A 14,396-nucleotide genomic window follows, 5' to 3' on the forward strand; every position below is an offset into this window, starting at 1 on the left:
TTCTTTTTTTTAAGCAAAGTTTATGTTGACTGAACAGTTTTTCGCGCCTTGTCCTCGTGGTTTAGAGCCGGTTTTGACTCAAGAATTGCATACTTTGGGTGCAAACCAGATTGTTGCACGAGATGGCGGTGTCGCCTTTAGCGGGGCATTTTCCTTGATGCGGCGTGTCAATCTACATTCGCGTGTTGCCAGTCGCGTGTTGTTGCGGTTGGCCCATGCGCCCTACCGCAATGAAAATGATGTCTATCGGCTGGCGCGGGGGGTGGATTGGACACTGTTCTTCTCCATCGCCGACACGTTCAAAGTCAAAACTGATGCCATCAAAAGCCCACTGCCAAGTTTGGATTTTGTCAGTCTTAAAGTGAAAGACGCCATCTGTGATGTCTTTCGCGAACGTACCGGTGGACAACGTCCTTCGGTTGATACCGCGCAACCACATCGCCGGATTCATGTTTTCCTCGATGCCAAATACGCCACGTTATATCTCGACACCTCCGGCGAGGCGTTGTTCAAACGCGGTTGGCGACAAAGCACCCGCGAAGCACCTTTGCGAGAAAATTTAGCCGCTGGCATTTTGGCGTTAACAGGGTGGACACCAGAACAGACATTATATGACCCGATGTGTGGAAGTGGGACTTTCTTAGTTGAAGCGGCACATATTGCCCTCAACCGTGCGCCTGGTCGTGGTCGTACCTTTGCTTTTGAACAATTCCCGGGTTTTGATGCCCAAGCGTGGCAGCGTGAAAAACAACAGGCGCAAGCGGCTGAGCTGCCGGTAAAAACATTGCCAATTTATGGCAGCGATGGAGATCGCTATGCGCTTGCTGCAGCCCAAGAAAATTTAACCGCCTGTGGTCTAAACGGTGCGGTTGCGCTGCAGCTTGGTGATATTTTAGAGATGTCGGCACCAACGGCAGAGGGGATTTTAGTGTGTAATCCACCGTATGGTGTACGCTTGGATGAACAAGAACATTTAGCGGCATTTTATCCTGAATTAGGGGCGTGGATGAAACGTGCCTTAGCCGGTTGGCGTGCTTATTTCCTGAGCGCCGATCCGCAATTGGCGAAAGGAGTACGTTTATCTGCATCCAAGCGCACTCCCTTGTTCAACGGTGCTCTAGAATGTCGTTTATTCGAATATAAGATGGTAGCGGGCAGTAACCGCAAACCGCGTTCCGCCGAGTAATTATTTTTTAGGAGCAGTGTGATGCAAGGTCATCCAGAAGTCATCCAACACTTAAACGATTTGTTGGCCGGGGAATTGATGGCGCGGGATCAGTATTTTCTGCATGCCCGCATGTATGAAAATTGGGGTTTTAGCAAGCTGTATGAGCGTATCTGGCACGAAACGCAAGAAGAAACCGAACATGCAGATCGGCTGATTGCCCGAATTTTGTTCCTTGGTGGTGTACCGGCGATGAAACCGCTGGAGGTCAAAGTCGGCCATGACGTGCCATCGATGTTAGCGCGTGACTTAGAAGTGGAATATGAAGTGGTTACCACGTTGCGTGAAGCGATGGCCTGTTGTGAAAAACAACAAGACTACATCACCCGCGATATGTTGTTAGATCTGTTGCGCGATACTGAAGAAGACCACGCGCATTGGTTGGAACAACAGCTGAATCTGATTAAACAGATTGGTTTGCAAAATTATCTGCAAAGCCAAGCTTAATTTTTTAGATAACAAAAAAACGGCCCTAAACAGGCCGTTTTTGCTTTTTTTCTATCGCTATCATACCCAACCATCGAACACCATCACCGTACCAATTGTGGTGATGGCCTCATCACTGCTGGCCAATTGAACTGCCAATGCATCTCGAGCAGCACTGCCGCCTCCTTGTAAAGCCGCTAATCCAACGGAAAGTTCGGCACTGCTGGCTGCGCGATTTAATGTGTGAGCGTACACAGCCTGAATATATTGTTCATTTCCTAAGGCCATTAAAGCTGTATTGCCTGCGTGAAACCATGACAAAATCGCTTCGGAAGATAAACGCCCTGCAAACCAAGCATTCACCGCCTCCTGTACCAAAGGCCATTCGCTAATAGAAACATCTCGATTCAAAAACGTATGGAATAATCGTGCCACAATACCTTCAACTGCGTTATGTGCGAAAAAAACATCTTTGCCTTGGTCAAAATCTAAAATTTCACCATTTCGCACCGTCACCTTCGCACCATCAGCTAAACGGGTAATCAATAACGATCCTGCTTGTTTTGCCAATGACACATCGAAAAAGGCTGCCGATATTTTCAGCTGATCCACGCCCGCTCCAGCATCAACCGTCATTCCATTGGAAAACGAGAGATAGCCTTGATCATTGCCAGAAGTGCCAACGAATGTGTTGTTATCCGTGCCTACATCGCGAACCAAGCGAACCATATTATCAATACGAATCACATCGCCCTGTGGACCGTAGCCATAGGGGTAATCACTGGCGGAGCCACTTTTGGGATCACTGCGTTGTGAGCCTGCACCATGCACATCCATTAAAGTGTATTGACCATTTTTCTGCATCCATCCCAACGCTCTGCCAAAGGCAATATAAACAGCGTAATCGCCGGTGCCTCCCTCAACATGAGAGGTGCCTGTCCAATAGAAACCATATTCTGGCTTTTGTGTTGTGCCTATATTGGTGGTTTGAAAAATAGGATCGATCGCAGCACTGGCTGTTGTATCAGGAGAACGCGAATAATCAACCAAACTTTGTAACTCTTTCGCATTCGGTAAACGCCAATCGCTATGTCCCGCAGTGTTCATTGACTCAGCATAAGCAAGGGCTTTTTCCCACGTCATGGGTGTGGCACTGTCATTCTTTAACCACATCAAACCAGTGGCTTTGTCTGTGATGGTACCATCACCATTGTCAACAAACTGATTTTTGCCATAGTCTGGATTGCCTCGCACCAAACGAACATCCAAGGTATTGGTGGTGTTACCGATTGAAATAGGGTAGCCCTTGATCCGCCCATCAGCGAAATTTACGCCAAAAGCCGTTGGGTCGCCATTCATAGTCGTGCTGACATACGCCGTTGATGACCATTCTTGTGCATCAATGAAACGTTCGCCGCTCGAGGTGTCACCGTAACTGAAATTAAAATAAGAGGTGTTGATATAAGGTGTTGATGCCACAGCAGTTTGCGCGGTGTTACCGGTGAATTGAATGAGAGAATAAAGTTCTTTGATCGTCGGTAGGCGCCAGTCGCTTTTCCCTGCGATGATGGTGCTGTCAGCATAGCTCAATGCTTGTTGCCATGTCATTTCTTGACTGGCTACAGTTTTTTGCCACATTAAACCCGTATTCAGATCAGATACTGTGCCATCGCCATTGTCTTGGTACGCAGGCTGCAAACCCACATAGTTGGCATCTTGGCCGTAAAAGGCCTGTCCTTCTGTACGCGTCGACACGGTGTTGGTCAACCCATAAAACTGGGTCTGACCTGTATCAACAATGTTATAAGTACCCATACCCAGATCCTTGTTGTGTGTGGAGGTCGCCGTGTCTCATGACGCGGTGTTGAAATTCTCCTACGCAAAAAAGTCGGGGACAAGTGAATTGCTGTGGCTATTTGAATTTTGCACGACAAGTTTTTAACTTGATAAAAAAACAAAGCTCTCAAATGCTTGAGAGCTTTGTCTGCGGCCTGAAAAAACGGTTTTTTCGCTAAAACCGCTTAGCTACGCTTATTAGCGGCATTCGCAGCAATGCGCATCCGCAACGCATTTAAGCGGATGAAGCCATGAGCGTCTTTTTGGTTATAGGCGCCTTGGTCATCTTCAAAAGTTGCGATAGTCGGATCAAACAGCGAATCGGTTTTCGAATCGCGGCCAACCACAATCACATTGCCCTTATACAATTTCAGGCGAACCCAACCGTTGACGGTTTGTTGTGTATGATCGATCAGCGCTTGGAGTGCCTGACGCTCTGGGCTCCACCAGTAGCCGTTATAAATCAGGCTGGCATAGCGTGGCATCAGATCATCTTTCAAGTGTGCCACTTCGCGGTCGAGGGTGATCGATTCAATCGCACGGTGAGCACGCAACAAGATGGTACCGCCCGGGGTTTCATAACAACCACGCGATTTCATACCGACATAGCGGTTTTCCACCAAGTCCAGACGCCCGATACCATGTTTGCCGCCCAGCTCGTTCAGCTTCGCCAGCAATTCATGTGCGGCCATCGCTACCCCGTTGATAGCAACCAAATCACCTTTAGCAAATTCAAGGTCGATGTATTCAGCGGCATCGGGAGCTGCTTCTGGGCTAACAGTCCAACGCCACATATCTTCTTCGGCTTCTGCGGCTGGATTTTCCAGATGGCGGCCTTCGAAGGAAATATGCAATAAGTTGGCATCCATCGAGTAAGGCGAACCGCCCTGCTTGTGTTTCATGTCGATTGGAATGCCGGCTTTTTCTGCATAGGCGAGTAATTTCTCACGCGACAGCAAATCCCACTCGCGCCATGGTGCAATCACTTTGACACCCGGCATCAAAGCGTAGTAACCCAATTCAAAGCGAACTTGGTCGTTACCTTTGCCGGTTGCACCATGCGAGACCGCATCGGCACCTGTGGCGCGTGCAATTTCAATTTGCCGTTTGGCGATCAATGGCCGTGCAATCGATGTGCCGAGCAAGTATTCACCTTCATAAATGGTGTTAGCACGGAACATGGGGAACACGAAATCGCGGACAAATTCTTCACGCAAATCATCGATAAAGATATTTTCTGGCTTGATACCGAATTGCAACGCTTTTTTACGAGCGGGTTCCAGTTCTTCACCTTGGCCGAGATCGGCGGTGAAAGTCACCACTTCACATTGATAGGTGTCTTGTAACCATTTGAGGATGACCGAGGTATCTAACCCACCGGAGTAAGCCAAGACCACCTTGTTCACTTGAGATTCACTCATCAGGAGATTTCCTTAAATATCGCACATAAGAACAGCAACACCGCACCCGTGCGACACGGGTACGGGTTGTTACAGGGGAATCACCCCCGTAGTAAGCGGGATTAACGCGAGACGCGGCCTAATAACAGATATTCGATGACGGCTTTTTGCACGTGCATCCGGTTTTCGGCTTCATCCCATACCACCGATTGTGCGCCATCAATGACTTCTGCGCTGACTTCTTCGCCTCGGTGGGCGGGCAGGCAATGCATAAACATCGCTTGTGGGTGAGCCAAGGCCATCAATTCGGCTGTTACGGTGAATTGTTCGAAGGCCGCAGCACGGGCAGCACTTTCTGCCTCGAATCCCATGCTGGTAAAGACATCTGTGGTCACAATATCTGCACCCTGCGCTGCTTCGCGTGGATCGTGACAAGCGTAATAGAAACTGCTGTCGTAGATATCATGCGGCAAGGGTTTAATCTCATACCCTTCAGGTGTCGCGACACGCAGTTTGAACCCTAACAGGCGCGCAGCTTGTGCCCAAGTGCGTGCCATATTATTGCCATCACCGATCCATGCAACGGTTTTCCCTGCAATTGGGCCACGTTGTTCCACCCAAGTGAAAATATCTGCCAACACTTGGCAGGGGTGGTATTCGTTGGTCAGACCGTTGATAACAGGAACCCGAGAATGGGCGGCGAGTTGTTCGACATTCGCCTGTTCAAAAGTGCGGATCATGATGATATCGGACATGCGCGATAAAACACGCGCCGTATCAGCAATCGGTTCACCACGTCCAATTTGCGAAGTATGGCCATCTAAAAACAAGGCATGGCCGCCAAGTTGGGCCATGCCCGCTTCGAAAGAAACCCGGGTGCGGGTCGAGTTTTTTTCGAAGATCATCGACATGACTTTGCCGACAAGCGGACGATACAGTTCACCATCATAGTGACGGCGTTTCAGAATTCGCGCCCGTTCGAACAGATGCAAATACTCGTCTTGGCTGAAGTCAGTAAATTGGAGGTAATGCTTTGGCGTTTTCATCAGTTTTACGCGGGAGCATTGGCCTCGATCAGAAGCCTCAAGGTAAGCATGAACAGGGATATGACACCCTATTTTACCTTTGCTTGCTCCCCCTTTTTGTTAGGTCTAGGGTTTAGAAAAAGATCCGTGGTAACGGGTGGGCTGTCGTTGTTGGCGAGAAAAAACTGACTTCTCTCGCCAACACAGGCTAGATCAGCTTGAATGAATCTTCTGCTAATTTGCGTGCTTAGGCAAGGCTGATGCTAAATAGCCGCTTGATTGGGTGCTTTCTGTCGCAAAATTCGCAAACATTCTTCGCCTGTTGTTTGGTCTAGACCGTGTACTTCGATATGTTTTTGGGCTTTTTTTAACCGAACTAAATAGGCAATGATGTCTGCTGTAATCTCTTGTCCGGGGACAAGCACAGGAATCCCCGGTGGGTAAGGCACAATTTGATCGCAGGCAATTTGTCCGACCAACGCTGGATTTGGCGCGCCATTTTCGTCACATAACGGCACTCGCTCACCACGCTGATAAAACGCATCCCGTGGTAAACACAAAAGGCGGCTAAAGTGAGGGATTTCCGGTAGACGCAGTGGTGGCCGTGGTAGTCGTTTTTCTTTTGCTAGTCGGACAATGGCATCGTGCAGCCGTGAGACTTTGCTGCGAGTGGTGCCAAGTGTGAGTAACAGGGTGACTGTATTGAAAGTGGATTTTTCAATTTGAATATTAAAGCGTTCAAACAACACTTCCTGTAATTCATCCGCCGAGAAACCAGAATCGGAAATGTCTAGCGTCAGCTTGCAAGGGTCGAGCAAGATGCCATCTTCCCGTACCTCCTCTGGTAACAATTCTTCTAAAGACAATACCCGAAAAACCCCCGTGGCATTGATTTGCTCGCGCAGTTCAGCGGCCAAATGCAGGGTACGATGTAATAACTTATAGCCTTCCATGACAGCTTGTTTTCTTGCCACATCTAAGCTGGCAATCAAACTGTATTGCGGGCTAGTTGAAGCGTGCATGTTGAAGTTTTCACGGAAAACATGCGGATCGAAGTCGGGGTCGTTGACATGAATCATGCTGGCTTGGGAAAACGCTGACAGCACTTTATGAGTGGATTGAGTGGCATAGTCAGCCCCACATTCCAAAGCCGTGGGGCGTAGGGCAGGATGAAAGCGGGCATGGCCATACCATGCTTCATCCACCAAAACCTTAATCCCTTTCTCATGGGCGGCAGCAATAATGGGCTTGAGGTCGTAGCGCAAACCATCGTAGGTGCACGAAGTTAAAATCAGCACTTTAGCCTGAGGGTAATCTGTCATCGCTTCTAAAATCCGGTGTTTCGGGACAGGGCCAAAAACACCATAGCGGCGGTTGACGGAAGAATCTAAATAAACGGGCATCGCTCCCGACAGAATCACGCCATGATGCACCGATTTATGGCAGTTACGGTCTAACAACAAAATATCGCCCGGGGATAACAGACTTTGGAAGATGACTTTATTCGAGGTTGATGTGCCATTGGTTGCAAAATACGTTTGTTTTGCCCCAAAAGCCCGAGCAGCGCGGGCCTGTGCTTCGGCGATCACCCCTTCTGGATGCAATAAAGAATCGAGCATCGGGACTGACACAGATAAATCTGCCCGTAACACCTGCTCGCCAGCAAAATCAAAAAAATCACCAACCCACGGACTAGAACGTAAGCTATCACCGCCAGAATGACCGGGGGTGTGCCAAGCATCTTTGGCTAAAGCCACATAGCGTTTCAGTTGATCAAAAAAGGGGGTTGCGGCTTTATCTGCGATTTCTGCCTGTAAAATACGAAACCATCCGGCATAATCTTGCTCGGCACGATAAAAATAACCACTGATTCCCAGTTCAGCGAAATGTGCGATGCGTGGGCTATCTTCTTGTTCTAGCAAGACATACAGTGATAGCTCAGGACGATAGCTTGTGAGGTGTCGCAGCAAGGTGGCCGCATTCTCACCGTGACTGGATTGCAAACTGTCATCCACTAAAACAGCTTGAATATCACCATCTTGTTCAATGGCGTGTTGTGCTTGTTGTGCACTTGCCTCGCTGGAAAAAGTGAGGCCAAAAGGATTGTCATAACGCATCAACACTTGAGAAAAACCGGCCAAGGTTTGTTGGCGCCAAGCAGGATCACTGCTGACCAATAGGATACGGCTGAGGATGGGTGTCATCGTTCGTATAAATAAAGTGGGTAAAAGGACATAAGATGCTAGCGAGAACTGTGCCGAGGGTCACGCCGCAACGCACAGTAAGTTGCTCTGGAGTACAATTTAGCCATGCTCTCTGATACTGAAAAACAAGCGCTGCAAGATCTCTATCGTTTGCTGGCGCAACGACTCCCCCACTTTCGCCCGCGTGCCGCCCAACGGCAAATGCTTGCTGAAATTGCCCACACTTTTGCCATTGCCCGTGAACCGTCAACCGATAGCACGGCAGTGACCGATAAACTCAATTCGGGTCGCCATATTGCGGTGATCGAAGGCCCAACTGGCGTCGGTAAAAGTTTGGCTTATTTGTTGGCTGGTATGGTGATGGCGTTATCACGCGGCAAAAAACTGATTGTGAGCTCGGCTACCATCGCTCTACAAGAACAGTTGGTCAATCGTGATTTACCCACGCTGATTGAACACAGCGAGTTAGACGTATCTTATGCCTTAGCCAAGGGGCGAGGACGCTATCTTTGCCCTTACCGTTTACATCAAATGACGGGGCAAGACACTGCAGCGGCCGATTCACCTTTTGACAGACAGTTTGCCATGTGGGATCACAAGCCTTTACAAGGTGAATTGTCCTTACTGCGCCTGCTTGCAGAGCAATTTCAAGCCCAGCAATGGTCAGGTGATCGCGATGATTGGCCTGAGGTGATTGATGATCGGTTATGGCAAAAAATCACCAACGACCGTCATGGTTGTTTGAAAAGCCGCTGTCCACAACGGCCACAATGTCCCTTTTATCTGGCACGGGATGTGCTAGAAAAAGTGGATGTGGTGGTGACCAACCATGATTTGCTATTGGCTGATGCCAGCATGGGCGGTGGGGTGGTGTTGCCTGCACCCAATCAAAGTTTGTACTGCATTGATGAAGCCCATCATTTGGCCAAGAAGGCGGTTGGTCAATTTGCTGCTGAACATAGCCTGTTACAAGCACAATCTTGGCTTAAGAAAACCACAGAGCTGTTGAATCGTTATGTGGGTTTTTTACCATCAGCGGAGCCGGTACTGTTAACGCAAGACACCATGCAAGCCTTGCATGATGAATTAAGTCAATTACATGCCATCTTGCAAAACGAACCTCGATTTACTGAGACAGACAATCCAGCGCCGTGGTTATTTGAACAAGGTGTTTTGCCAGATGGTTTGGCTTTGGTGGCTGGCAATATGGCGTTGATGAGCGCCAGTCTGATGAAGCAGCTCACGACCTGTGGCGAGGCTTTGTTGGAAGTACGCAAACAACACCCTGATGATGAGGTGACGATTGATCACTACAGCAGTGAACTGGGTATGGTAATGGGGCAACATGAGCGTATGGCTGCTGTGTGGCAGCACATGGCACAACACGTCGAGCCGCCGACACCGCCGATTGCAAAATGGATAACACAAAAACGCGAGGCAAAAAAGGTGGATTTTATGATTTCTGCTTCGCCCATTTCTGCTGCGAGTGCCTTAAGTCAAACCCTGTGGCAAAAAGTCTCGGCGGCGGTGTTGACCTCGGCAACTCTGCGTTCATTGGGTAAGTTTGATTTATTGCTACAGCAAACTGGCTTGGGGTGGTTAGACGATGTGCGTTGTGTGGCGCTGCCTTCGCCTTTTGATTTTGCACAGCAGGGCGAGCTGTATCTACCGCCAATGCAGGCGAATCCACGCGATAGTGCCGCACATACGGCAGAAATCATCAGCGTATTACCAACTTTAATTGATACCGCAGAAGCCGTGGGGAGTTTGGTGCTGTTTTCTTCACGGCGACAGATGTTAGACGTTGCTGCGGGTTTACCTACTCCTTGGCGTGACTTGCTCTTGGTGCAAGGCGAGTTACCCAAGGCGGTGTTGTTGGCACAACATCAACAGCGTATTGCCACTGGACAAGCCAGTGTGATTTTTGGTTTAGATTCGTTTGCCGAAGGGCTTGATCTACCCGGCGAGCAGTGCGTGCATGTGATTATTGCCAAATTGCCATTCGCGATGCCGGATGATCCTGTTGGACAAACCTTAGCGCAATGGATCACGGCCCGTGGGGGGAATCCGTTTTTAGAAATCAGTGTGCCAGAAGCGTCGATCAAACTGGTGCAAGCGGTAGGACGTTTGATTCGTACCGAACGAGATTATGGACGAGTATCTATTTTGGATAATCGGTTATTAAAACAAGCGTATGGCCGTCAGTTATTGGCTGCACTCCCCCCATTTAGACGAATCTAAGCACCATCATTTTGCGGTAGAATACGACCTCAGAAGCCCCTTACCTTGCGGTGCTTCCATGCTGAATAACAAAGCCTTTTTGGCATCCTAAGAGACACACCATTCGCCATGATCTGCAATCCTTACGAAGTTATCATCCAAGGTATTACCTCTGATGGCCGTACTTTCCGCCCCAGTGATTGGGCCGAGCGTTTGTCCGGTATTTTGGCCAGTTTCGGTAATGATCAGAAAATGTCTTACCACCCCTATGTGCGTCCATTGATGCTGGATAATGTGCGTTGTGTGGCGGTGGATAAAAAACTTGAAAAGATCGACCCGCGTGTTTTTGCCTTTTTAATGTCGTTTGCCAAAGACAACGATTTGCGGGTGATTGACTGTCGTACCCTGATTGATGAGGTCTATCCGAACCAGTTTTTGGGTTAAACCGTATCAAAAAAACAACAATTGCTGCGTTGCAGGACGAAAATGCAACACCGACTTCATCGTTTTTATAGAAACCCTCTGTTATAGTCGGTGCGCTTTCGTCGCATGAAGCCAAACAACAACACGTTTCTACAACACACTCTGTGGAGCTCATTTCTATGAACAAAAAGCTGATCGCTGCTGCTTTAGCCGGTGCTTTCGTTGCCCCAGTCGCTATGGCTGACGTCCAAATCTACGGTTTCATCAGTGCTGGCGTTGAACACGCTAAAGCCACTGGCGCTGCTGGTAACGTTGCTGACAAAGATCAATACGAAGGTCGTATGCGTATTGCTAACGAAAACTCCCGTATCGGTTTCAAAGGCAGCGAAGACCTGGGTAACGGTCTGAAAGCTCACTGGCAAGTTGAACAAGCCATCAACGTTGATGACAGCAACTCCTCCAGCAACTGGGCAACTCGCAACAGCTTCATCGGTTTGGCTGGTGGCTTCGGTGATGTGCGTTTAGGCCGTCATGACGATGCTTACAAACTGGCTATCGATGGCGTGGGTCTGAACGTGATGACCAACACCACCGCTGATAACGGTTGGGGCAACACCACTTGGGGCCGTGCTGGTTCCCGTCGCAACAACACCGCGATCTACTTCTCGCCAAAATTCAGTGGCTTTGGCGTACAAGCCAGCTACTCTGCTGACGAAACCCGTGCTTATGATGGCAACGAGCGCACCGACGCTTCCATCTACGCTTTGGCTGCGACCTACCAATTGGAAGGTCTGAAAGCAGGTTTGGCTTATACCCGTCACAACGACACCAAGACATTGGCTAACAACGACATCGACGCATGGGCGTTGGCACTGTCGTACAAATTCGGTGACACCATGGTGGGCGCTGGTTACGAACGTCTGGACTACGATGTCAAAGGCGGTCAAGACTACGATCAAGCCAGCTGGACCATCGCTGCTGCTCAACAATTCGGTGCATTTGGCCTGAAAGCTTCCTACACCCAATTGGGCAAAGCTAAAGGCTTGGCTGATGCAGACAAATACAAAGCAAACCAGTGGGTTTTGGGCGCAACTTACGACCTGTCCAAGCGCACTCAAGTGTTGGCTTACGCAACCCGTATCGACAACAAAGACAAGGCCGCTGTTAACTTCGGCGTGAACCCTGTGACTGTTAAAGCTGGCTCCAACCCACAAGCTGTTGGTGTTGCGCTGAAACACTCCTTCTAATTTCTTGCAACGCATGGCGTTGCCAAGGTTAGAAATCTAAAACGGGCTCCCTGACGGGTGCCCGTTTTTGTATTTTTTGTTACCATCGTGCGCTTTCCCTATCCTGACTATCAAAAATCCATGACTATTCATTTGAAAACCGCTGAAGACATTGAAAAGATGCGTATTGCTGGTCGTTTAGCGGGTGAAGTATTAGATTACATTACGCCATTTGTAAAAGTAGGCGTCACCACCGCCGAACTCGATCGTTTGTGTCACGAATATATGGTGAACGAACAGGGTTGTATCCCTGCACCATTAAACTATGCGCCCGAAGGCCATACGCCCTATCCAAAATCGATTTGTACATCGGTTAATCAGGTGATTTGCCACGGTATTCCAAATGAAAAGCCCTTGAAAAACGGTGATATTGTGAATCTGGATATCACGGTGATCAAAGACGGTTATCACGGTGATACCAGTCGGATGTTCCTTGTTGGCGATGTTACGCCCCAAGCGCGCCGTTTGGTGAAAACAACATTTGAAGCAATGTGGGTTGGGATTGATTGCGTTAAACCGGGGGCTCACCTTGGTGATATTGGCTATGCCATCCAACGCTATGCAGAAAATGCTGGCTACTCGGTAGTACAAGAGTTTTGTGGGCATGGGATTGGTAAAAATTTCCATGAAGAACCACAAGTTTTGCATTATGGCCGTCCGGGCATTGGTGTCGAGTTAAAACCGGGGATGATTTTTACCATCGAACCGATGATTAACGCAGGTAAGCGCTTTATTAAAATTAAATCGGATGGTTGGACGGTCGAAACCAAAGATCGCAGTTTGTCCGCACAATGGGAACACATGATTTTGGTGACCGAAACAGGACATGAAGTCTTAACACTCTCGGCCGGTGCACCGCCGCATCCTTAATGCCTAGATATAGAAAATCCCATCGCTTTTGATGGGATTTTTTTTCGGTTAGCGCCGTTGATATTCAACAAAGTCGTAGTGCCAAGGGCCTGCCTCATTGAAATGGCGTTCGCGGCTTATTTCTTGCCAGTGTGTGGGAGACACTTCAGGAAAGTGCGCATCGCCGACAAAATCAGCATCAATTTCCGTCAGAGATAAACAGGTGGCAACGGTAATAGCCTGTTGATATAGCTCTCCTCCACCGATGATGCAAATTTCGGGCGCAGACGCTGCGACCGTTAGGGCTTCAGCTAAACTGGCGACGACACGAACACCCTCGGCGTGCCAATCGGTTTGTCGTGTTAGCACAATATTGTCACGGTTGGGCAATGGCCGGCCAATCGATTCATAGGTTTTACGACCCATCACTACCGGTTTTCCTGTTGTAATGGCTTTGAAATGCTTCAAGTCAGCAGGCAAATGCCACGGCAAGGTGTTATTCAGGCCAATCACACCACCGCGTGCGCATGCGACGACTAATCGAATGGATGGTGTTGTGTTCATACAGCCACCTCGGCTTTGATGTGAGGATGGGGATCATAACCCTCGATAGTGAAATCATCGTAACAGAAGCCAAAGAGATCTTTTACCTCAGGATTTAAACGCAGATGTGGCAAGGGGCGAGGTTCGCGGCTGAGTTGGAGTTTAGCTTGCTCGATATGGTTATGGTACAGGTGAGCATCACCTAGCGTATGCACAAAATCGCCCACTTGCAAGCCACACACTTGCGCCACCATGTGCGTCAATAGCGCATAGCTGGCAATGTTAAACGGCACACCAAGGAAGATGTCAGCAGAGCGTTGATAGAGCTGGCAGGATAGTTTCCCATTGGCGACATAGAATTGAAACAGACAGTGACAAGGCGGCAAAGCCATTTCATCCACTAGCGCAGGGTTCCAAGCCGATACGATCAAACGGCGTGAATCCGGATTGCTTTTAATCTGTTCGATCAGCTGGCCAATCTGGTCAATGGATTGACCGTTAGGCGCTGGCCATGATCGCCACTGGTAACCGTACACAGGGCCTAGTTCGCCGTTTTCGTCTGCCCATTCATCCCAAATCGAGACACCGTTATCTTTCAGGTATTGGATGTTGGTGTCACCGCGTAAGAACCACAACAGTTCATGAATAATCGAGCGTAGGTGCAGCTTTTTTGTTGTAACAAGTGGAAAGCCCGCTTGTAAATCAAAGCGCATCTGATAGCCGAACACCGAACGTGTGCCCGTCCCTGTACGATCTGACTTGTCAATGCCATGTTGTAAAACATGCTGCATCAGATTCAGATAAGTTTGCATGACTCGCTTTCACAAAAAACGCATTATTGTAAATTCTTTTTGTCTTTCCCTGCTTTCGAGCAGTGAGATTTTTGTTGTCGGTGAGACAAACCAACAGAAAACAAAAGAGTTTAGTAGAATTGGCTACCAAAGATTGTTTTTTCCCCA

General features: G+C 48.8%; 11 protein-coding genes and 1 pseudogene. 6 read left to right on the plus strand and 6 right to left on the minus strand.

Annotation, left to right across the window (positions count from 1 at the left end; translation table 11 throughout):
• Positions 1 to 22 precede the first annotated feature (22 nt).
• Together ACYVJG_RS01335 and bfr are read left to right on the plus strand one after the other, a co-directional pair.
• Positions 23 to 1,186: a THUMP domain-containing class I SAM-dependent RNA methyltransferase gene (locus ACYVJG_RS01335; RefSeq protein ID WP_460429415.1), complete on the plus strand. Its 1,164-nt coding sequence runs from the start codon at positions 23 to 25 to the stop codon at positions 1,184 to 1,186.
• Positions 1,187 to 1,207: 21 nt separating this feature from the next.
• A complete protein-coding gene (gene bfr / locus ACYVJG_RS01340) occupies positions 1,208 to 1,672 on the plus strand; it encodes a bacterioferritin (RefSeq protein WP_022653039.1) in 465 nt (154 codons plus the stop codon).
• Positions 1,673 to 1,732: 60 nt separating this feature from the next.
• Here bfr and ACYVJG_RS01345 read toward each other — a convergent pair whose 3' ends face one another.
• From ACYVJG_RS01345 to ACYVJG_RS01360, 4 genes are all read right to left on the minus strand, one after another.
• Positions 1,733 to 3,466: an Lcl C-terminal domain-containing protein gene (locus tag ACYVJG_RS01345; RefSeq protein WP_460429416.1), complete on the minus strand. Its 1,734-nt coding sequence runs from the start codon at positions 3,464 to 3,466 to the stop codon at positions 1,733 to 1,735.
• 206 nt (positions 3,467 to 3,672) lie between these two features.
• On the minus strand, positions 3,673 to 4,908 hold the full coding sequence (locus tag ACYVJG_RS01350; RefSeq protein WP_460429417.1) for an argininosuccinate synthase: 1,236 nt from the start codon (positions 4,906 to 4,908) through the stop codon (positions 3,673 to 3,675).
• Positions 4,909 to 5,009: 101 nt separating this feature from the next.
• Entirely contained in the window at positions 5,010 to 5,933 is a 924-nt protein-coding gene (gene argF, locus ACYVJG_RS01355) for an ornithine carbamoyltransferase (RefSeq protein ID WP_460429418.1), read from the minus strand.
• Between the two features lie 242 nt (positions 5,934 to 6,175).
• Positions 6,176 to 8,116, minus strand: coding sequence for an aminotransferase class I/II-fold pyridoxal phosphate-dependent enzyme (locus ACYVJG_RS01360; protein WP_460429419.1), 1,941 nt, complete (start codon positions 8,114 to 8,116; stop codon positions 6,176 to 6,178).
• 105 nt (positions 8,117 to 8,221) lie between these two features.
• On the opposite strand from ACYVJG_RS01360, the gene dinG reads away from it, so the two are divergent.
• The 4 genes and pseudogenes from dinG (at position 8,222) to map (ending at position 12,915) form a co-directional block, all read left to right on the plus strand.
• Entirely contained in the window at positions 8,222 to 10,357 is a 2,136-nt protein-coding gene (gene dinG / locus ACYVJG_RS01365) for an ATP-dependent DNA helicase DinG (protein ID WP_460429420.1), read from the plus strand.
• 108 nt (positions 10,358 to 10,465) lie between these two features.
• A pseudogene (locus ACYVJG_RS01370) lies at positions 10,466 to 10,753 on the plus strand (DUF3579 domain-containing protein); the annotation flags it as partial.
• A gap of 185 nt (positions 10,754 to 10,938) precedes the next feature.
• Positions 10,939 to 12,006 (plus strand): porin, encoded by a 1,068-nt coding sequence (locus ACYVJG_RS01375; RefSeq protein ID WP_460429421.1) that lies wholly within the window; start codon positions 10,939 to 10,941, stop codon positions 12,004 to 12,006.
• A gap of 120 nt (positions 12,007 to 12,126) precedes the next feature.
• The gene (gene map / locus ACYVJG_RS01380; RefSeq protein ID WP_460429422.1) at positions 12,127 to 12,915 is read left to right on the plus strand and encodes a type I methionyl aminopeptidase; all 789 of its coding nucleotides are present in this window, start codon (positions 12,127 to 12,129) and stop codon (positions 12,913 to 12,915) included.
• Positions 12,916 to 12,963: 48 nt separating this feature from the next.
• Here map and ACYVJG_RS01385 read toward each other — a convergent pair whose 3' ends face one another.
• On the minus strand, positions 12,964 to 13,458 hold the full coding sequence (locus ACYVJG_RS01385) for a dihydrofolate reductase (protein WP_460429423.1): 495 nt from the start codon (positions 13,456 to 13,458) through the stop codon (positions 12,964 to 12,966).
• Complete coding sequence (locus ACYVJG_RS01390; RefSeq protein ID WP_460429424.1) at positions 13,455 to 14,249, minus strand: thymidylate synthase; 795 nt, start codon at positions 14,247 to 14,249, stop codon at positions 13,455 to 13,457. The genes ACYVJG_RS01385 and ACYVJG_RS01390 overlap by 4 nt, the downstream gene beginning before the upstream one ends.
• Positions 14,250 to 14,396: the final 147 nt, after the last annotated feature.

Source organism: Aquaspirillum soli (genome assembly GCF_054781915.1).